Here is a 19,652-nt window from a genome sequence, read left to right on the forward strand (position 1 = left end):
ATTTTTTATCTTACGTCCGTTTTTCGTTGTATCGCTTATCGTAGCGGCATCCTTTTAATTCTGAAATTCAGCTATGCGTAAAATTCTATTACCGCTCCTGCTTCTATCGGTTGGCCTGTACTCCTGTAAGAAAGAAAAAGAAGATCTTTCCGAGATCGCAAAGGGCAATCAATTCTTCCCTACCGAGATTGGCAAGTATATCGTTTACGATTACGATTCGACCATCTGGAACGACCAATTGGGAGTGCCTCTACCTTATAAGGGACAGTTGCGCTATACGGTAGTTGATACTTTTCGCGATGCCGCCGGACGGCTCAGCTACCGCATCAACGTGGAACGTCGCAAGAACGATACTGATCCTTATATGCCCAACGATGTGCTGAGCGTAACCCCCACAGAAAACAGGGTCGAGCTGATGCAGCGTGGCCTCACCTTTATCAAAATGGTTTTCCCTGTGGCCAGTAGCCCCAGCTGGAACGGCAATGCCCTCATCGCACTTGGCGATAAGGACAATGCCGAATACGATAACGACAAGTGGAAATATACCTACGCTAATTTCGATAACGAATTTGATCCCGGCAACAACCTGTACGAGCATACGGTTACCGTAAACCAGATCGACGATCAGCTCAATGATCCTGATGTCGACAGCACCGCTTATGCATACCGCAATTACAGCCAGGAAGTATATGCTTATAATGTAGGCCTGGTGTATCGCGAGCGTATCTACTGGGAATTCCAGCCCAAGGTAGGCGGTAGTGGCGGCAGCGGTTTCAAAAAGGGATACAGCGTAGTCCTGCGGGCTGTGGAAAATAACTAAAGCGAAATAATAATAAAAATGATGCAAAGCTGCCCGGTTTTCCGGGCAGCTTTTTTTAGCCCTGGCCTGAGATATTACCTTAGCTGGGGCGTTTATTTAGATTAACCTTTGTCGTCTTACAACTCAGAAGTGCGAATATTGTTCCATAAGAATAAAGCGTTTGTAGACGAAGCCGGATAATACTCATCGTTCTTGCTCCGCAGGCGCGACATGAGGAGGTTGTGACCCACATATTCCTTTGAGTTCTAGTCCAAGCTAGACTAGGTCAACTCCGCATAGGATACAGGGTAATCCTTGGGCAGTAGAAAATAACTAAGTAATTCTTTGAAGCATGAAGCGCAAGCGCTTACAAGAAATTGTGAAGAGATAGAATGCTTGAGGCTATCTCAAAAAGTCTGAGATAGCCTCAAGTATCCTGCTTTAGCCTTAGTTGCCAATGCGATAGTGCCATTCCGTTGATGTACCCTTACTTACGTAAAAATACCAAATTTTACCATTCCAGGTGTCAAAGTACCACTTCATTTCGGGACCGCCGACAACAATAGCATTGCTGCTCCAATCTGCGTAAGTTGTGTAAAATGCTGGCACGCCATTTATAAGACCCTGTATGTCTCCTATAACATTGTTACCAATGAACATCGGTGGCGCCCAAACCCCAGGACCGCTAAATGTGTGTGAAAATTGAGTTCCGTTTTTTGTGACTTTAATGGTAAATGTAGTAGTAGGTCTGTAGTCTGCAGCTCCTTCCCAAACTACAGTCAGTTCGTTTACAGTGGGAATTGTGAATTGTGCTTTGGTATTAGTTTTTACAAATACACAAAGGATAATCGCAAAAAGAATTTTGATTTTCATATTTAATTATTTTTAAAAAAAATATCATCAAATATTATGCCAAAACAATTTTTGTTTTTTCATTGTCAACTATAAATATAGATAGTAAGATTTTAATAACTCCCGGAACATTGCCGTATAGCTTCTGTCATCTTCGTAGATCACCATGTCTGAGGTCTCATAAGGCTGCGCTGCCCGGCTGAAAATGCCGATCATCCGGTTGGCTGCAGTATGGTTCCCGGGATGTATGGCCAGCACAGCGGCGGGATACAGGCCGTGGCGCGCTGCGGTGGCCAACCAGTCGTCCCATTCGCTTAGCGGGTACATAATGCTGCCATATCCCTTTTCGTGCAGCAACATGGCTATGGCCCGGGCCAGGGAATCTTTATTCAGGGCGGTGCTATGCCGGGCATCGTGGCGAGCCCGCCGCTCCGAACCCAGCTGGTTGTGAAAGAATGGCGGATTGCAGATAATAAGATCGTACTGACCGGGCCGGCTGCCGAAATCCGACAATGCAGTGTGCAACGCCTTTAGCCGGCTATTCCAGGGGCTGGCAAGGAAATTTTCTGCGGCCTGCAAGGCAGCGTCTTCATTAAGTTCTATGGCATCGATAGTCACTTGTTCCTGTTCCTGCGCCAGCATCAGGCTAAGCAAGCCTGTACCCGTACCGATGTCCAGGATACGATGCACAGGAGGAAGGTTATGCAGCTGCCGGGCCGTCCAGGCACCCTGAATGCAGGCATCGGTCGATACCTTCATGGCGCAACGGTCCTGTGCCACGCGAAATTGTTTGAACTGGAACCAGGAATTGGGCATTTATGTCCATTGTGCCCGCGCCGAAGGAACAGCGGCGAGGTCGGTAAATTGTTGCTGCTGCAGCTTGAACCAGGCGGCCATGCCGATCATGGCGGCATTATCGGTACAATATTCAAATTTAGGAAGGTAAACATGCCATCCGTTTTTGCGGCCGCTGGCTTCGAGGGCTTGGCGGAGACCGCTATTGGCCGATACGCCGCCGGCAATGCCTATATCTTTAATGCCCCGTTGGCGGGCAGCTTTTTCCAGCTTTTGCAGCAGTGCCTTTACAATAGTATGCTGCACCGAAGCGCAGATATCGTCCAGGTGATGCGCTACAAAGTCGGGATCGGTCTTTTGTTGCTTCTGTAAGAAATACAATACGGAAGTTTTGATCCCGCTGAAGCTGAAATCGAGCCCTTTGATCTCGGGTATGGGGAATGGGAATCGCTCCGGATCCCCTTTTTGCGCATGCTTGTCGACAAGGGGACCACCGGGGTAAGGTAGCTGCAGCATTTTGGCTACCTTGTCAAAAGCTTCGCCTGCGGCATCGTCCAGGGTTTCGCCCAACACTTCCATTTCCAGGTGGGAATGACAAAGCACGATCTGGGTATGGCCGCCCGATACGGTGAGGCACAGGAAGGGGAAAGAAGGCTTCGGGTCGTCGATAAAATGGGCCAGCACATGAGCCTGCATATGATGTACCGCGATCAGCGGTACATCCAGGGCCTGCGCCAGGCCTTTGGCAAAGCAGGCGCCCACCAGCAGCGAGCCGATAAGCCCCGGGGCCTGGGTAAATGCTACCGCCGTAATCTCCTTTCTTCCGATACCCGCCTGCTTTATGGCCCTGTCGACCACGGGCACGATCTGCTGCAGGTGCGCTCTGGAGGCCAGCTCGGGTACTACGCCCCCATATTGTTCGTGTACTTTTTGTGTAGCGATGATATTGCTGACCACCTTATCGCCGATGAGAATAGCGGCAGCCGTCTCGTCGCAGGAAGATTCAATAGCCAGGATTACAGAGGAGGAACGTTGCATAAAGGAAGCTGCAAAAATATATGAAAATCCAGACAACGATTTGTTGAATTTAAAAAATATATTTACCTTTGCTCTCCCAAAGGAAAAAAAGGGGGTATACTATTATGCTTATTTTAGATGCTAAAGATTGCGAAAACATAGACAAGGCGCTCAAAAAATACAAGAAAAAATTTGAGAAGTCCCGCACTTTGAACCAACTGCGTACACGTCAGGCCTTTACCAAGCCTTCCGTTCAGCGCCGTAAAGAGATCCTGAAGGCGGCTTACCGTCAGCAGATCCTTGCTGGAAAAGTGGAACTGTAAGCTTTCGCATGACTTATCTATAGACTTCCATGGTCCTTCCTCCGGGGTGGCCATTTAGTTTATTATAATTTTTTTTGGCGGACTGTAAATTCGTATATTTACAGTCCGCCTTATTTTGTTCGGGGCGGTCAGTGACCCTAAATGATTTGCTCTTGCTTACTGAAGCTGCAATACCCGAATTTCTCCGATATATACGCTTCGAAAAGCGCATGTCTGAGCATACTTTTACGGCTTACCGTAATGATCTCGACCAATTCCTTCATTTTCTTCATGGGCAGTTCGATATAGCCGAAGTAGGCCTTATCCGTCATATTCACATCCGTTCCTGGCTGGCGCAGCTCAAGGAAGAGCAAATGGGCGAGCGGACCCTGCAGCGCAAGATGTCGGCTGTGAAGTCGTTTTTCAAATACCTGCTGCGCCTGGGACTGGTATCGGAAAACCCAACCCGGCAGGTAAGCACACCCAAAGCGCCGAAACGGCTTCCTTCCTTCCTCGAAGAACAGCAGACCGAGCAGATCAGCGAGGCCGTGCAATATCCCGAAGGTTTTGAAGGCGATACCGAACGGCTCATTATCGAGTTGTTGTACCAGACCGGCATGCGACGGGCAGAGCTGGTGGGTCTTAAAGAGCAGGATATCGAATTTGCCCGCCAGCAGATACGCGTACTGGGCAAACGGAACAAGGAACGGCTGATACCGGTGAGCGAAATGCTGCTAACGGATATACAGCAATACATGGCAGAAAAAAGAAGACTTTTCAACCAAGCCGGCCCGGCGTTGTTATGTATCAAGGAGGGCAAGCCGGTTTATGCCCAGTACGTATATCGTGTTGTTCGCAAGCATCTTCAATCTGTAACGACATTGAGCAAGAAGAGTCCGCACGTGCTCCGGCATACATTTGCTACACAGCTTTCCAACAAAGGTGCAGAGCTGAATGCCATCAAAGAGCTGCTGGGACATAGCAGTCTGGCCGCGACACAGATCTACACACACAACAATATCGAGCGGCTTAGAGAGGTGTACCGGAAGGCGCATCCTAAAAGTTAGATAAAGCCTTTCCGAAAGTTATTTTGTCATTATATTTTTTATACCTTTCCATTATGAAGCACCGCTACCCGACCTTATTTATTGTTTAACTTTAAAATGAAGAACTATGAATGTACAAATTCAGACCGTTCATTTTGACGCAGACCAGAAGCTGCTGGAACATGTACAAAAGAGACTTGATAAGCTGAAAACCTTCCATGATAAAATAACGGGCGTTGAGGTCTATCTTCGTCTCGAAAATCTCTCTCAGAAAGTAAGGGACAAGGTGGCGGAAATTAAAGTATCGGTGCCCAAGCGCTCGCTCTTTGCCAAGCATGAATCCAAGGGGTTTGAAGAATCTTTCGACCAGGCTTATGATTCGCTGGTCGCACAAATCAAGAAATCTAAAGAGAAGATGTTCGCTTAGCGTCGCTTCATGATCATATCAAGGCCGTACTATTTTGTACGGCCTTTTTTCATGCTTACCTTTACCGCTATGGCACAACCAGAAATGACCCCACAGGCGGCAGCGCAGGGCAAGCTATACATGATACCGGTTCCCCTGGCCGAAAATGCCCTGCATACCCTACCGGAAAGCGTAAAGGCGCTCAGTTGCCGGCTGAAGTTCTACTTTGTCGAAAACATTCGCACGGCGCGGCGTTATCTTAAAAGCATCGATCGCCAGGTAGACATAGACGCGATCCGCTTTGTGGAAGTGAATAACCAAACGGCGCCGGATCTGGCTTTGCTGCGGCAATGGCTGAAGGCCGGGTATGAAGTGGGCATGATGAGCGAAGCGGGTTGTCCGGGTATGGCCGACCCCGGTAGTGTGCTGGCGGCGGCTGCGCAGGAAATGGGCGCATTGGTGGTGCCGCAAACCGGTCCCAGCTCGGTATTGCTGGCGCTGATGGCCTCGGGCTTCAACGGGCAGGGGTTCCGTTTTGCAGGGTATCTACCGGTAAAAGATCCCTTGCGGGGTAAGGCGATCAAAGAGCTGGAACAGCTTTCGGCGCAGCACAACGAAACACAGATATTTATTGAAACGCCATATCGCAACAACCAATTGCTGCAAGAGCTGCTGCGACTGTGCAAGCATAGCACGAAGCTGTGCATCGCCGTCGATATTACGGGTGAACAGGAACGCATCAGCACCCAAACGATAGGCGCCTGGACCAAAGCCCCGCCAGATCTGCATAAACGCCCGGTGATCTTCCTGCTGATGGCATAAGCAGATTGATTCCTCTGTTTTAATCATATTCCAGCGTCACATCGCCGCCGATGGGAAAGCCCTGGCAGGTAAGCACGAGTCCTTCGTTCAGCTCTTTGTCGGTGAGCACTTCGTTGTAGGCAATCCATACTCTTCCACGGGTGCAGCGGGCGGCGCAACTGCCGCATTGCCCCGACTCACAACTGTAGGGCAGGGCAATGCCTTCTTTTTGCGCCTGGTGCAATATCGATACCGGGAACTGTACCGTCAGGGCCACCGTGCGGTCCTTGAGCTTAATGCTGACCTGGTGCGGATCGGTATCGGGCGGCTGTTCTGTCAGCTCCGGCACATAGCTCACAAAGTTTTCCTTTTTGATATTGTCGCGCGGTATGCCTTCGGTAAGCAGGGTAATGCTTACGGTATCCATATAGTCAACCGGGCCGCAGATATAGCACAGTATCTCTTCGGGCCTGGCCTGGCCATATTCGCTCAGCAAGCTAGCCAGCAGGCTATTGTTGAGCCGGGACTTGAGGATATTGTTGGAAGTGCTGAACAGGAAATCAATAATGAGCCGCCCCTGGCTTTGCTGTGCCAGCTCGATCAGCGCTTCATAAAAAATAGTACCCTTTGCGCTGCGGTTGCTGTAGATAAGTACCACAGAAAGATGCGGACGGGTTTTGAGGATCGTTTTAATAAGGGAAAAGACGGGCGTGATCCCGCTTCCGGCAACAACAAAGAACACCTGGCGGTAAACGGCCGTATCATCTGGTAACGTAAAAAGCCCGCCAACACCTGCGCTCAGCAGCCGTTCGCCTTCCTGTGCGTGATCGATAAAGTACCTTGAAAATTCACCGTTCTCCACGCGTTTTACCGTTATGGCAAGAGCCGGGTCAATACCAGGGGCAGAAGAAAGAGAATAAGAACGTCGCTGCTCGCCGGAAGGCCTCGGAAAGACCAGTGTAAGGAACTGACCGGCCTTGTAGGTATAGAGCGTTCCTGAAGCTTGCTGCAGCACAAAGGTTTTGGTGTCGGGCGTTTCGGTAATGATCTTTTGAATGATCAGCTCTTCGTATGGTAGTTCCAGTTCCGGCATCAGAGATATCAATAGGCCTCAAACTTACGAAAAACGGCGCAAGCCTGTTGCAGAGAAGGGTAGTGGAACACGAAGAGAATGGCCGTCATACCGCTTTTTTGCCTGCCCGCGGCTAAGCTATCTAGCGATCTTTATCTTATTTTTACCCCATGAAAAAAATGATGGTCCTTATTCCGCTGCTGGCCGCAGCAATGGCTTCTTTTGCTCAAAACCCCGATTCGGCGACACTACGGCGCTTGTCAGACGATATTCTCTGGAACGGCGTCTGCTACGATAACCTGAGGGTGCTCACCAAAACGATCGGGCACCGCCTTAGCGGATCGCCTGCAGCAGATAAAGCGGTGGCCTGGGGAAAAAAAGCAATGGAAGCGGCCGGCGCCGACCGCGTATGGCTGCAACCCGTCGACGTGCCTTTGTGGATAAGGGGAAAAGAGACGCTGAAGGTACAGCTGGACGGCCATTTACAGCCAATACCTATGCTATCGCTGGGCAATACGGAAGGTACCGGAGGCAAGACGCTGGAACGTGAGATCGTATGTGTACCCGATCTGGCCGCTTTTGAAAAGCTTGAGGAAGACCAGGTACGGGATAAGATCATCTTTTTTAACTACAAGTTCCGCCAGGATATTGTCAACACCTTCGAAGGATACGGGGATGCAGTCAAATACCGCTGGGTTGCCCTCAACAAGGCTGCAGGGAAGCATGCCGCCGCCGTGATCATACGCTCTGTCAGTACGGGCGCCGACGATGTGCCGCATACGGGCGCCAGCCGCTACGACGATGGTGTCGCACATATACCCGCAGTAGCCATCGGCAACTTTTCGGCCGATAAATTGGCCGCGGCTTGCGCCAAGGGACAGCCCAAAGCACAGCTGGTATCCAACTGTAGCATGAAGGGTACAAAACGTTCCTACAATGTGATCGGAGAGCTGAAGGGCGCTACGCTTCCCAATGAAATTATCGTTGTGGGCGGGCACCTGGATTCCTGGGATGTAGGCGAAGGTGCTCACGACGACGGCGCCGGCTGCGTGCAATCCATAGAAGTATTACGTGCCCTGAAGGCATCAGGCAAAAGGCCCCGGCGTACCATCAGAGCAGTACTATTCATGAATGAGGAAAATGGCGCCAAAGGCGGCGTTGCCTATGCCGATTCTGCCAGGACGGCGGGTGAAAAGCATATTCTGGCGATGGAAAGCGATGCCGGTGGTTTTTCGCCACGAGGCATCGGCCTGGAAATGCCGGAGCCGCTGAAGCAGAAAATACGCTCCTGGGCGCCCTTGCTGCTGCCTTATGGTGTATATGATTTCACCCAGGAAGAGGGTGGTATCGATATTGGTCCGTTGAGAAAACAGGGGGTACCCCTGGCCGGCCTGTTACCGGATTCGCAACGTTACTTTGACCTGCATCATAGCCGCAACGATGTATTTGAAGCAATAAGCCATAGAGAGCTGAAGCTGGGCGCATGTACTATGATGGCTATCGTCTGGCTTGCCGATCAATACTTGTAACCCCGATTACGGTGCTACTACTGGTTAAAAAAACTGAGCTTGTAGATCAGGCTTAGCTGTATGCCGATCCAGATTTTGTTATTGGAAGTGCTGTTGCCCGAATAGCTGTTGCCAAGCAGGTAGGGTGGGTTTATGGACCGGTATTTCTCGTCGGCATCGTAGCCGATGGGCAGGATATCACTAAGGGTCACCGGACTGCCATTGCTGGAATAGGTGGTATGCAGGTGGTTGAAGACCAGGCTACCTCCCAGGTAAAAATTTCCCGTCATATTCCACTCTGCACCCAATACAAAACGGCTGAGCTTCGACTGTACGAGCAGGGGCGTATTGCGCTCATTGATCACCAGCCGTACGCCGCCGGAATCAATAGGGATGCGGGTGGTGTCAAAAGCATGGATATTGTAGGCCGAGCCCTGTGGGGCGCCCGTATTGAATTCCAGGCGCAGACTCCAGCGCTCACCGATAGGAACAGTACTGCCCAGGCCATAGCGCCAGTGGGCATTACTCCCCGTATTGTAGGATATCGTTCCATAAAGGAAGCTAAAGCCGGCCCGCACCGTGGGGTCGATATAGTAAAGCTCGTCGGCTGAGAGCCCGCCTGCCATCAGGATGTTCTGTTTCAGATAAAGCACGGTAGCACTTTGTCCCAAAGGGGTGTAGAATCCGTTACTGCTGCGGATCCGTGTGGTAGTTCCATTCCCGTTTTGTACCTCGTCTGTCTCCTCATCTTCTGCTTCATCCACAACCGGGTATTTCCGGGGCGCTTCATCGCCTCCATAAACGCCGCCACTACCACCACCTCCCGAAAGATAATAGCTCATGGCGAGGGAAGAATCCCCTACGATCACTACCGATTGCAGTTCCGGCACGGGACCGGCGACCCCAGCAACTGTTGCCGGCGGCGATTTTCTGTCGATTTGCGCAAAGGTTTGCCTGTCTTTCTCCGGCTTTGACGGGGCGCGCTTTTGACGCTTTTTCTGCTTGCCCGGCGATGACCCGGCAGCTATATAAATGATATGGGATTGATTGATGATCCGGTAGCCGACACCGGTTCTTTTTTTTAATAGTCCTAGCAGATCACTAACGGTGAGCCTGTCCAACTGCTTGCTGATCCTCACTTTTTGTTTGGGATCGATCTTCGCGGCGTTGTAGGAAAAAGTGATACCGCTCTGCCGCTGGATCTCCCGCGTGAGCGTATGCAGGGTGTAAGGTTTATGCCCAAGCAATATCTCCTTGTAAAACATAGGGTTTGTTTTCTGAGCAAGCGCTGGGAATACAGAAAACAAAACGACGATAAGAGACAGGCATAACCTTGGATAATTATTTGCAGGCTGCGCCATTAATATCGATATAGCTTTTGTTGGTTTTATAACTCAGGTCAAAGGTTTCGGCGATATCTCTTAGGATGTCGTCTAAGGTCTGGCGTTCAAAGCCGGCGCTCAGGGTACAGCTGTTCAGCCGGGCATTTGCCAGCCGTATGTTCGCCTTGAAATGTGCATTTAACGTAGCGACGACCACGTTTAGTGGCGTGTTGTTGAAATGAAACGTTCCGGTAAGCGGTACGGCTGCTTCCAGCCTTAACTGCCTACCTTTCCAGATATATCGTCCGGTCGCCCCCGCAGTGATGTGCAGGGTGTCCTTTTTGTTGTAAAAAGTGGCTTCGCCTTCGTTAACCCGCACACTCAGGTCCTTATCTCCCCTGTGTACCGAAAAGGAGGTGCCGGCTGTACGCACATGCAGCTCCCCAAGATGAACGGTAAACGGCTGTCCGGGCAGAGGGGCTATCCTGAACGAGCCACTGCCGACCAGGGTCACTTCCCGGCTATCCTTTTTAAAGCGGACCGGGTACACCAGTTCCCCACCGGGTTCCACAATCATGCTGCTGCCATCAGTCAGGCGTACTTCCTGCGGCTTGTCTTTAGCTACGGCAATCAGGGTAGGCTCATTCTGGTTCTTGCTGTTGAACAGGTAAAACCCGGCAGCGGCGACCGCTATAATGGCGGCAGCAGCTGCTGCTCTGCCCAGCCATAACCTGGTGGGCGACTGCGGCTTTACAACCGGCGCCGAAGGCTGTACTTTCTGCCTGAAGGCTTCCCATTCTTTTTTGACATCGGGTACCTGGTAAGCCTCAGGGCCTTGTTCCAGCCAGCTCTGGTGCAGCGAATGGAAGAACGCGCGATGCTCTCCCGAGGCCCCGATCCACTCTTCAACGTGGATCGCTTCCTCTGGCGCCGCTTTCCCGGCTATATATTTTATGACTATATCAAAATCGATCATAACTGTGGCAGATCATTATATAGACAAAACAACAGGATGAAAACCCTTAGTACCTGCCGGATTAATTTCAAGGCTTTGCTCATATGTGCTTCCACCGTTTTGACGGCTATACCAAGTTCAGCAGCGATCTCGCTGTATTTCTTTTGTTCCGCCCTGCTTTTAACGAAGACCTCGCGGCATTGTGGCGGCAGCTCCTGCAGCACTTTGTCGATTTTCTCCCTGATGAAAAGCGCGTCTTCGAAAGCAAAGGGTTGCTGCCGGCTATCTTCCAGTCCGGCTACGGCATGTGCATGATGCTTTTTCAGCACATCCTGCTTCCGTATATAATTCAGGCACTCATGGTAGACGCTGCGGAAAAGGTAGGCTTTGGGCGAGCTGTTGATCTGTATCGTTTCTTTTTTTTCCCAAATGGTAAGGAATACACTTTGCACGGCATCCTTGGCTTCATCCTCATCTTTTAGCAGGGTAAAGGCATAGCGGTGAAGCGACTCGTAATGGTCGGCAAATAACTGCGCTATTTCGGCTTCATGGATCACTGGCGGCAAATATCCATTAAAATTACAGAAAACAAAACATGCTGTCGGAAAAGTGATCCTGATATCGCCGGGTATAGCTTCGGGCAGGTGGCAGGAGCCCCATAAGCAGCAAGGGACCGCCGTTGGTATGGCAGCCCCTTGCGTGGAAGACGATAGGTCTTAAGATTTTTTGATCCTTTTGATGCTGCAGCCTACAGATTTGGTTTCTGCCGGCTCGATCGCCTTTCCCGCCAGCATATGATCGATGGCATTTTTGAGGTACATTTCTTTGGCGCTGGCAGGATCGGAAGGATTGTCATCCATCGCGCCTTTATAGACCAGTTTGTCCGTTTTGCCGTCGAACAGGAAAACCTCGGGAGTATGGGAGGCGCCGAAGCTGTTGGCCAGCTCAGAATTCTGGTCTATGTAATAGCTGGTATAGCCTTCTTTCTTGCCATAGGCCAGCATTTGCGCCGGTGCGTCGGCATCGCCTCTCTGCGCTTCATTGGAATTAATGAGCGCAACGGCCAATCCCTTTGCTTTGGCCATGGCCAGGATATCCTTGGTACGCACGGCATTTTTGAGCACAAACGGACAAGTGTTGCAGGTGAACATAACGAGGAGGCCTTTGCCGGTCTTTAGCTCTTTAAGCGAAGCGGGCGTTTGTCCCGAAAAGACATCAGACAAGTGTGAAGGCTGGGACGGGTATCCGCTTCCGATCGCAAGGGAGCCGGATTGGGCAAATGAGGTGCTCATCAGCGCCGTGCCAACGAATAAACCAAGTAGCTTTTTCATAGTATGTGTGTATTGTTGAAATTACGGAAACGGAAAGTTACGGAATTATAGCCATTCGCCACGGATCGCCATTACTCCTTCGGGGCCTCATGACCTTCCGGGGGTGCTTCCAGCGGTATTTTTCCGGTTTGCAGCAATATGGCGAGGTTGATCTCGTAGCCGATAAGGATCACCAGCCCCGTAATGAACATCCAGGCCATGAACATCAGCAGGGTGCCTATGGAACCATAGACCCTGTTGTAATTGATAAAATGGTTAGCCACGAAAAAGAAGCCGTAGGTAATGATGACGAACAGCGCGGTGGCAATAAACGCTCCCGTGGAAAAGAAGCGGAACTGATGCTGCAGCGAAGGCCCGTATTTGTACAGGATGCAGATGGTGATATAAATGATGCCTACCAAAGTGATCCAGCTGAAGAGCTTGATGATCATAGTACTGCCCAGCAGGTTCACCAGGTAGCGGTCGAGCAGGCTGGTCTGGATGATAATAAGGGCAATGGAAATAAGAAAAACGAGCATCAGTCCGAGGGTGAGCCGGATGGCCTTCCAGCGGCGTACCATGCCCGTGCGTCGTATGTGCCCGGGAGAATCACGGTCGAAGCTGCGCAGGATGCCCATAACGCCATTGGAAGACAAAAAGATGGTGAACAGGAAACCGAAGGACAGCAATTCCCTGCGTTTATTGTTCATGAAGTCTGTGATAATGCTTTCAACCGTCGCAAACAGCCTGGGATTGGGCGATAACATGCGAATGGAACTGAGAATGGTCTCCTGCGCTGTGTCCAGCGGCAGAAAAGGAACGAGCGATACCAGGAAAATGAGCGAAGGTGGTATGGCCATCAGGAAGTTGAACGATATGGCCGCAGCCCTTTCGGCAAGGCGTATGCTCTTGATGCTCTTAAAAAAGGCTGCGCCAATCCCATATACATTGGCGCCGTGGGCGCCGGGGATACGTACTCTTTTCAGCCTGGAAAAGACTGCGACGGGTGCCCTTTTGACCATTTTTCTGGCGCTGCTCAAATTGATCTGGTATTTTTTGTATAAAAAGTTGGTGAAGACGACCGGTATTATTCCCTTACGGTACGGCCGGTATAATGCAGGAATACATCTTCCAGGTTCCGGCAATCGGCTGCATTGGCGATCAGCTGCTGCGGCGTATCCTGAGCAATGAGCCGGCCCGAGTCGATAATTGCCACCTCGTGGCAGATCCGTTCTGCTTCTTCGAGCAAATGTGAGGTATAGATGATGGTCTTACCTTCCTCGTTGTAATGTTGCAGGAAATCCAGGATCATGTTCCGCGACTGCACATCCACGCCGGCTGTAGGCTCGTCCAGGATCAGTATCTCGGGCTCGTGCAGCAGTCCGGCGATAATATTGGTGCGGCGTTTCATCCCGCCGCTGTACTGGTGAATACGCTTATGCGAATGGCTGTCGAGGCCGAAACGTTCGAGCATAAAAGCAATTTTATCCTTCAGAATACGGGAGGGGATACGATATAGCCTGCCCACATATTCAAGGTTCTCCTGTGCCGACAATTGCGGATAGAGGGCGATCTGCTGCGGCACCACGCCGATCTTGCTTTTGATGGCTACAATGTCGTGGCGGCAATCGAGTCCCAGTACCCTGGCGCTACCGGAATCCTGGTGCACCAATCCGCAGATGATGGAGATCGTTGTGGTTTTGCCTGCGCCATTGGGGCCCAGCAGTCCGGCAATGATCCCCTTCCTGAAGTTCAGGCTAAGGCCTTGCAGCGCTACATTCTCGGCGCCCGGATAATGTTTGCGCAGCGCTTCTATCTGTATGGAATAAGGCATATGCTTAAGAAATGAACCTGGCGCAGGGCACCTTCCGCTAATGAAAACGGAAGCAGCCCGGGAGCAGCTTCCGCAAATTGTCTTCAAAAATAGCAAATTTTGGTAAATGGCCGGCAGCCGGAGGCGTAGAAAGCCAAACCAGCAGCCCTCAGGCTATATAGTAAAGCCATAAGGAAAGCGCAGCGCTTAGCGGATAAGGGCTACATAGCCGGTTACCTTTTTCTCTTTGCCATCGGCGTCAACCAACTGGAGAAGATAAGTATAGGTTGCCGACTCGGCAGGTTGCCCTTTAAAGGTGCCATCCCATCCCTCGGTGCCATTACCCGCGCTGAAGACCTCTTGTCCCCCGCGGTTGAATACCTTAAAGCTGGAAAGGGTATATTGCTTCTTACCGGAGAAAACCGGTACGAGCTTGTCGTTCAGGCCGTCGCCGTTAGGACTAAAGGCGTTGGGTACGAATGTTTCGGCATCGGTGGTGGCAGTAGTATTGCCGGCGCCGACGATAGATTGTGCATAGCTGTTGCCGGCAACCGCAAAGGCAATGGCCAGGAAAGCGGCAGAGCGCATTAATGTCTTCATATAAGGTAGATTCAGGCTTGATCAACTTCAACTCTTTGGTTCTTCTTCAATTCTTATGGGGTTTGAGGCATTATAAGAATTGAAGAAAGAGTTAATTAACGGAGTTAAATATACGGAAATTTTATTTGCCCGCCCACACCACATATTTGTCTGCGAAATGTGGTTCCGGAAATATCTGATCTATAGACCATAGCGAAGGCCTGAGGCCTGATTCGCTGATCTCCTGTGCCAGGTCGCCTCCTTTGAGGCAGATAAGCCCGTTGGCCAGCTCGGTAGATTTTCGTTTTTTGATATAAGGCCGGCACCACCGCCACAGGTCTTTCAGCGGTGCTACAGCACGCGATACGGCAAAGTCGAACTCCTGCTGCGGTATGTCTTCCATACGGGAATGCAGCACCTTCACGTTTTTAAGGCCTATACCTTCGGCAATGCCTTGCACAACCTTCAGCTTTTTGCCAATGGAATCGACCAGCAGGAAATCGACCCCGGGATAGAAGATCGCCAGCGGAATGCCGGGGAAGCCGCCACCGGTACCGATGTCTACGATGCGCATACCCGGATTAAAAGGGCATACGGCCACAATGCTGAGCGAATGCAGCACGTGACGCACATATAGCTCATCGATATCCTTACGGGAGATCACATTGATCTGTTCGTTCCAATGTCCATACAGCTCAGGCAACTGCTGCAGCTGTGCGATCTGCTGTTCGGTAAAGTCGTCGAAGTACTTCAGGATTACTTCCAGGCCTGTTTGCTTTTCCATAAAATATAAGGCGACAAAATTACATTATACAGCGCCCATCCCAAGTCGCCTATGGGATAAAACAGGAATAATTTTTTTTCGGCCAGACCACGGTACCAGACCGCGGCATTGATCCAATAGAGTACAATCCGCAGCAAGAAGGCAATCCAAACGGCAATTATAAACGGGTCCGGTGTGGCAAGGCAGCCATCGAGCCGCCAGAAAGAAAATGGTGCGCCGGGCGGCATGCACAAGCTCAATACCAGCAGCAACAGCCCTATGAGCCAGAACAAGCCATGGCTAAGACCATATACACCCAGCAATCGCTTTACACCTGCAGGATAAAACTTACCGGTGCTCACATGGCGTGTTTTCTGATGCCACCAGGACCGCCAACCGGGTTGTGGCAGGGAAATGGTATGTGCAGCGGGCTGCAGACTCAGGGCTGGCCGGCTGTGCGTCGCTATTGCGGCGATCAGCAGGTCGTCGTCGCCCGATGGCGTATGCCGGTAGGTTTCCTGGAAGGCAGCATCCTGTTGCAGCGGCGCCAGTAAAGATTTATTATAGCAAAGGTTGCGGCCCACGCCCATATAAGCCTTTCCCCGGCGGCCATAGCCGGCATACTGCATGCAGGTATGCACCGTTTCCCAGCGTATAAAACGGTTAAGCAGGCCGGGAGCCGTCTGGTAGGCGCCATAGCCCAGCACGATTGCAGCTTCCGGGGCGGTCATGTCGCGTAGCCATGTGGCGGAGGCAGGCTGGCAGTCGGCATCGGTCAACAGCAGTCGTTCATACTGTGCCGCTGCAATGCCCGCGCGTAGCGCATATTTCTTGCCCGGCAGGTCCTTTTGGGTATCTGCGGGAATAGTAATTATCCTGAGGTGCCCGTATTGCTGCTGTAAAGCTGCCAGCACCGCGGCGCTGGTATCCGTAGAGCCGTCGTCGACCACGATCACTTCAAACAGACCAGCCGGATAATCCTGCCGTAGCACCTGCGGGAGAAAGCGCTCCAGGTTGGCGGCCTCGTTGCGGGCGCAAATGATCACGGAAACAGGTTGCAAATTGTCTTTATATGGTGGGACAACTTCGTGCCAACGGAGTGTAAAAAGAAAACACAGCTGGATTACTGCAACGGAAAGAAAAAGTGTTATGAGGAAGAGAGAGACCAAATGACAGTGGGATCAGAATTTCTTGTTGGAATGAAGAACGGCATTATTGATCCTTTGAATAATAGTGTTCAAAGGTAGGTAATGCCGTAGTTTAGGTAGATCGATTGATAAATCGATATCTTCAAAATAATGGATAGCCTTTAAGGCAATTACAGGATTGAAGTTGGGATATTTTATTTCGTAAAATTTCAGCATCTCGGAGAGCGAAAAATGCTCCAGCAAAAAATAAACGTCGATAAAATCTTTGACTCTTTTCCCTGAATTGGTAATTGCATGAAGCTTCATGGCAGCGATATCTTCAAGAGAAAGAAAGGTGATGTGTTCTTCGGTAACCGGTTTTCTGATCAATGGGTAATTATGCCTTATGAAATCCGTTTTTATATCGTTAACGATTGAGAGCATTGCGTTTTTTTTGCTCGTCCGTATCGATATTGTAAAGCGATCCGAAATGCAAGATGCCAGTTCTTCGGGGTTGAATTCGTTGGAAGTAAAAAGGTCAATGTCAATGGAATTACGGTGTCCTAGCTGCAATGCCAAAGCAGTTCCTCCCACAAGGTAAAAGTCTTGTAATTCCGGAAGCTGTTGGAGGTCTTGAATAAGTGTAAACGTTACAGGAGAAATAACGAAAGGATCTTTATGCAGCATCAAGAAAATCTGATTTTAGGAAGAACCGTGAAAAAGCCTTGTCCCGTTCATCAAGTTGTCTGCTCCATTCTATCGTTTCTGTTATTTTCTCCGCACCATAATAATGAAATACTGCTCTCCATTCTGCCAGGTTGCCTCGCTCGAGGACCCTTTCAATGACAATTTTATATGACTTGTCGAAATTGAAAGTGGCAAGATCGTATTCCCATAATAAATGTTGTGGTATGTGAGGTGGCTTTTTCATTTCTGATATTCCTTTTACAAATTTAAGAAAAAAGCCCGGCAAGTATTTTTTGCCGGACTTTTATCTTGTTACTCAAAACAAGTAAATGGGAAATCTATGAAGATGGACTATGCTAAGACTTCTTTTGTATGACTATTCTGATCAAACAAGATCGCAAAGCAAGGCCTAAGGTCTAATGATTGGTCCTGTTCGCTACTTCTTCCTGCACCGTACGGGCGAAGTCGGCGATGGATTGCACACCCAGGTCGCCCTTGCCATGGCGGCGTACCGCTACTGCGCGGTCGTTCATTTCCTTTTCGCCGATGACGAGCATGTAGGGCACTTTCTCCAGCTCGGTATCACGGATCAGCTTGCCGATCTTTTCGTTACGCTCGTCCACCTCGGCGCGGATCTGCTGGGCTTTCAGCTCGCGAGCCACTTCCTGCGCATAAGGCAGGAATTTTTCGGAGATGGGCAGCACTTTTACCTGGGTAGGCGCCAGCCACAAGGGCAGGTTGCCACCGCAATGCTCGAGCAGCACGGCGATAAAACGCTCCATTGAGCCGAATGGCGCGCGGTGGATCATTACCGGGCGCTTGCGGGTATTGTCGCTATCTACATATTCCAGCTCGAAGCGTTCGGGCAGGTTATAGTCTACCTGTATGGTACCCAACTGCCAGCTACGGCCCAGGGCATCCTTCACCATAAAGTCCAGCTTGGGGCCGTAGAAGGCCGCTTCGCCATATTCTTCGATGGTAGAAAGGCCTTTCTCGGCCGCTGCTTCGCGAATGGCGTTCTCTGCAATCTCCCAATTTTCGTCGGAGCCGATGTATTTGCTGCGGTCTTCCTTGTCGCGCAGCGATACCTGGGCTGTGAAGTTGTGGAAGTCGAGCGAGGTAAAGACATACATGACCAGGTCGATCACTTTCTTAAACTCCTCCTTTACCTGGTCGGGGCGGCAAAACAGGTGCGCATCGTCCTGGGTAAAGCCCCTTACACGGGTAAGGCCGTGCAGCTCGCCGCTCTGCTCGTAGCGGTATACGGTGCCAAACTCGGCCAGGCGCAACGGCAGGTCGCGGTAAGAACGGGGCGAAGATTTGTAGATCTCGCAGTGATGCGGACAGTTCATCGGCTTCAGCATGAACTCCTCACCTTCCTGGGGCGTGGTGATGGGACGGAACGAATCCTTACCATACTTTTCCCAGTGGCCCGAGGTAACGTACAACTGCTTGGCACCGATATGCGGCGTAATTACCGGCAGGTAACCGCTTTCCAACTGGGCAGCTTGTAGGAAATCCTGCAAACGCTGGCGCAACATAGCGCCTTTCGGCAGCCACAAAGGAAGGCCGCTGCCTACTTTTTCGGAGAAGGTAAACAGCTCCAGCTCTTTCCCCAGTTTACGGTGGTCGCGCTTCTTGGCTTCTTCCAGCAAGGTCAGGTATTCGTCCAGTTCCTTTTGGGCCGGGAACGTAACGCCATAGATGCGGGTCAGCATCTTGTTTTTTTCATTGCCCCGCCAGTAGGCGCCGGCAATATTGGTCAGCTTCACCGCCTTGATAAATCCTGTATTGGGAATATGTGGTCCACGGCAGAGATCGGTAAAATTACCTTGCTGGTAAAAGCTGATCTTGCCATCTTCCAGGCCGTCGATCAGCTCCAGCTTATATTGATCGCCTTTTTCGGTAAAATATTTTACCGCATCGGCTTTAGACACCTCGCTGCGTTTGTATTGTTCTTTTTTTGAAGCCAGCTCCTTAAACTTCTTTTCGATCTTTGTCAGATCCTCTTCTTCAATTTTGCGGTCGCCCAGGTCGATGTCGTAATAAAAACCCGTTTCAATAGCCGGACCGATACCGAATTTGGTGCCGGGAAAAATATCTTCGATCGCTTCGGCCATCAGGTGCGCCGAGCTATGCCAAAATGTCGATTTGCCACCTTTGTCGTCCCAGGTCAGCAGCCTAAGGGAAGCGTCCTGGTTAATGGGGCGGAAGGCATCCACCACTTCGCCGTTGATCTCGGCGGCGAGCACCTTTCGTGCCAATCCTTCGCTGATGGATTTTGCTACATCCAGCGCGGATACGCCGGCTTCGTAATCGCGTACGGAGCCATCGGGTAGGGTAATGTGTATCATTGGGTTAAAAAATTACTTTTTTTAGGAAGCGCAAAGTTAGCATATTTATTGATGTGTGCTTCTGCGTATCCTATACCGGACAAAGCAAAAAAAGTAATGCCCATTCATGATCTTGAATGAGCATTACTCCGAAGTATAAGACGG

At 50.6% G+C, this 19,652-nt stretch carries 22 protein-coding genes; 6 read left to right on the plus strand and 16 right to left on the minus strand.

From position 1 onward, the window contains the following. The first annotated feature begins 73 nt into the window (after positions 1 to 73). Positions 74 to 820 carry a hypothetical protein gene (locus DZK30_RS01910; RefSeq protein WP_118972391.1) on the plus strand — a complete coding sequence of 249 codons (747 nt, stop codon included), beginning with the start codon at positions 74 to 76 and terminating at the stop codon, positions 818 to 820. Between the two features lie 426 nt (positions 821 to 1,246). Here the strand turns inward: DZK30_RS01910 and DZK30_RS01915 are convergent, their stop codons facing one another. From DZK30_RS01915 to tsaD, 3 genes are all read right to left on the minus strand, one after another. Then, on the minus strand, positions 1,247 to 1,672 hold the full coding sequence (locus DZK30_RS01915; RefSeq protein ID WP_118972392.1) for a hypothetical protein: 426 nt from the start codon (positions 1,670 to 1,672) through the stop codon (positions 1,247 to 1,249). A gap of 69 nt (positions 1,673 to 1,741) precedes the next feature. Beyond that, positions 1,742 to 2,467 carry a tRNA1(Val) (adenine(37)-N6)-methyltransferase gene (locus DZK30_RS01920; RefSeq protein ID WP_118972393.1) on the minus strand — a complete coding sequence of 242 codons (726 nt, stop codon included), beginning with the start codon at positions 2,465 to 2,467 and terminating at the stop codon, positions 1,742 to 1,744. After that, a complete protein-coding gene (gene tsaD, locus DZK30_RS01925; RefSeq protein WP_118972394.1) occupies positions 2,468 to 3,484 on the minus strand; it encodes a tRNA (adenosine(37)-N6)-threonylcarbamoyltransferase complex transferase subunit TsaD in 1,017 nt (338 codons plus the stop codon). A 104-nt stretch (positions 3,485 to 3,588) separates the two neighbouring features. Between tsaD and rpsU the strand changes: the two genes are divergently transcribed. From rpsU to DZK30_RS01945, 4 genes are all read left to right on the plus strand, one after another. Continuing rightward, entirely contained in the window at positions 3,589 to 3,786 is a 198-nt protein-coding gene (gene rpsU / locus DZK30_RS01930; protein ID WP_118972395.1) for a 30S ribosomal protein S21, read from the plus strand. 131 nt (positions 3,787 to 3,917) lie between these two features. Then, on the plus strand, positions 3,918 to 4,832 hold the full coding sequence (locus tag DZK30_RS01935) for a tyrosine-type recombinase/integrase (RefSeq protein WP_262706871.1): 915 nt from the start codon (positions 3,918 to 3,920) through the stop codon (positions 4,830 to 4,832). Positions 4,833 to 4,938: 106 nt separating this feature from the next. Next, on the plus strand, positions 4,939 to 5,238 hold the full coding sequence (hpf, locus tag DZK30_RS01940; RefSeq protein WP_118972396.1) for a ribosome hibernation-promoting factor, HPF/YfiA family: 300 nt from the start codon (positions 4,939 to 4,941) through the stop codon (positions 5,236 to 5,238). A 69-nt stretch (positions 5,239 to 5,307) separates the two neighbouring features. Next, the gene (locus DZK30_RS01945) at positions 5,308 to 6,039 is read left to right on the plus strand and encodes an SAM-dependent methyltransferase (RefSeq protein WP_240432836.1); all 732 of its coding nucleotides are present in this window, start codon (positions 5,308 to 5,310) and stop codon (positions 6,037 to 6,039) included. Positions 6,040 to 6,058: 19 nt separating this feature from the next. Here DZK30_RS01945 and DZK30_RS01950 read toward each other — a convergent pair whose 3' ends face one another. Beyond that, positions 6,059 to 7,111, minus strand: coding sequence for a flavin reductase family protein (locus tag DZK30_RS01950; RefSeq protein WP_118972397.1), 1,053 nt, complete (start codon positions 7,109 to 7,111; stop codon positions 6,059 to 6,061). A gap of 149 nt (positions 7,112 to 7,260) precedes the next feature. Between DZK30_RS01950 and DZK30_RS01955 the strand changes: the two genes are divergently transcribed. Further along, the gene (locus tag DZK30_RS01955) at positions 7,261 to 8,619 is read left to right on the plus strand and encodes a M20/M25/M40 family metallo-hydrolase (RefSeq protein WP_118972398.1); all 1,359 of its coding nucleotides are present in this window, start codon (positions 7,261 to 7,263) and stop codon (positions 8,617 to 8,619) included. 17 nt (positions 8,620 to 8,636) lie between these two features. Here the strand turns inward: DZK30_RS01955 and DZK30_RS01960 are convergent, their stop codons facing one another. From DZK30_RS01960 to thrS, 12 genes are all read right to left on the minus strand, one after another. Beyond that, a complete protein-coding gene (locus DZK30_RS01960) occupies positions 8,637 to 9,863 on the minus strand; it encodes a hypothetical protein (RefSeq protein ID WP_118972399.1) in 1,227 nt (408 codons plus the stop codon). 76 nt (positions 9,864 to 9,939) lie between these two features. Then, positions 9,940 to 10,896: a FecR family protein gene (locus tag DZK30_RS01965; RefSeq protein ID WP_118972400.1), complete on the minus strand. Its 957-nt coding sequence runs from the start codon at positions 10,894 to 10,896 to the stop codon at positions 9,940 to 9,942. Then, a complete protein-coding gene (locus DZK30_RS01970; RefSeq protein ID WP_162902756.1) occupies positions 10,893 to 11,432 on the minus strand; it encodes an RNA polymerase sigma-70 factor in 540 nt (179 codons plus the stop codon). The genes DZK30_RS01965 and DZK30_RS01970 overlap by 4 nt, the downstream gene beginning before the upstream one ends. A gap of 159 nt (positions 11,433 to 11,591) precedes the next feature. Further along, on the minus strand, positions 11,592 to 12,206 hold the full coding sequence (locus DZK30_RS01975) for a redoxin family protein (RefSeq protein ID WP_118972402.1): 615 nt from the start codon (positions 12,204 to 12,206) through the stop codon (positions 11,592 to 11,594). A 71-nt stretch (positions 12,207 to 12,277) separates the two neighbouring features. Continuing rightward, on the minus strand, positions 12,278 to 13,225 hold the full coding sequence (locus DZK30_RS01980; RefSeq protein WP_118972403.1) for a YihY/virulence factor BrkB family protein: 948 nt from the start codon (positions 13,223 to 13,225) through the stop codon (positions 12,278 to 12,280). A 47-nt stretch (positions 13,226 to 13,272) separates the two neighbouring features. Then, positions 13,273 to 14,019 carry an ABC transporter ATP-binding protein gene (locus DZK30_RS01985; RefSeq protein ID WP_118972404.1) on the minus strand — a complete coding sequence of 249 codons (747 nt, stop codon included), beginning with the start codon at positions 14,017 to 14,019 and terminating at the stop codon, positions 13,273 to 13,275. 186 nt (positions 14,020 to 14,205) lie between these two features. Then, positions 14,206 to 14,598 carry a gliding motility-associated C-terminal domain-containing protein gene (locus DZK30_RS01990; protein ID WP_118972405.1) on the minus strand — a complete coding sequence of 131 codons (393 nt, stop codon included), beginning with the start codon at positions 14,596 to 14,598 and terminating at the stop codon, positions 14,206 to 14,208. A 121-nt stretch (positions 14,599 to 14,719) separates the two neighbouring features. Next, positions 14,720 to 15,361 (minus strand): 16S rRNA (guanine(527)-N(7))-methyltransferase RsmG, encoded by a 642-nt coding sequence (gene rsmG / locus DZK30_RS01995; protein ID WP_162902757.1) that lies wholly within the window; start codon positions 15,359 to 15,361, stop codon positions 14,720 to 14,722. Next, on the minus strand, positions 15,334 to 16,401 hold the full coding sequence (locus DZK30_RS02000) for a glycosyltransferase (RefSeq protein ID WP_162902758.1): 1,068 nt from the start codon (positions 16,399 to 16,401) through the stop codon (positions 15,334 to 15,336). The genes rsmG and DZK30_RS02000 overlap by 28 nt, the downstream gene beginning before the upstream one ends. 120 nt (positions 16,402 to 16,521) lie before the next feature. Further along, positions 16,522 to 17,154: a nucleotidyl transferase AbiEii/AbiGii toxin family protein gene (locus DZK30_RS02005; protein ID WP_118972407.1), complete on the minus strand. Its 633-nt coding sequence runs from the start codon at positions 17,152 to 17,154 to the stop codon at positions 16,522 to 16,524. Next, a complete protein-coding gene (locus DZK30_RS02010; RefSeq protein ID WP_118972408.1) occupies positions 17,144 to 17,398 on the minus strand; it encodes a DUF6922 domain-containing protein in 255 nt (84 codons plus the stop codon). Before DZK30_RS02010 ends, DZK30_RS02005 begins: the two co-directional genes overlap by 11 nt. A gap of 172 nt (positions 17,399 to 17,570) precedes the next feature. Next, a complete protein-coding gene (gene thrS, locus DZK30_RS02015; protein WP_118972409.1) occupies positions 17,571 to 19,508 on the minus strand; it encodes a threonine--tRNA ligase in 1,938 nt (645 codons plus the stop codon). Between the last annotated feature and the right edge of the window lie 144 nt (positions 19,509 to 19,652).

Origin of the sequence: Taibaiella koreensis, from assembly GCF_003545715.1 — a bacterium.
Taxonomy (GTDB): Bacteria; Bacteroidota; Bacteroidia; order Chitinophagales; family Chitinophagaceae; genus Taibaiella; species Taibaiella koreensis.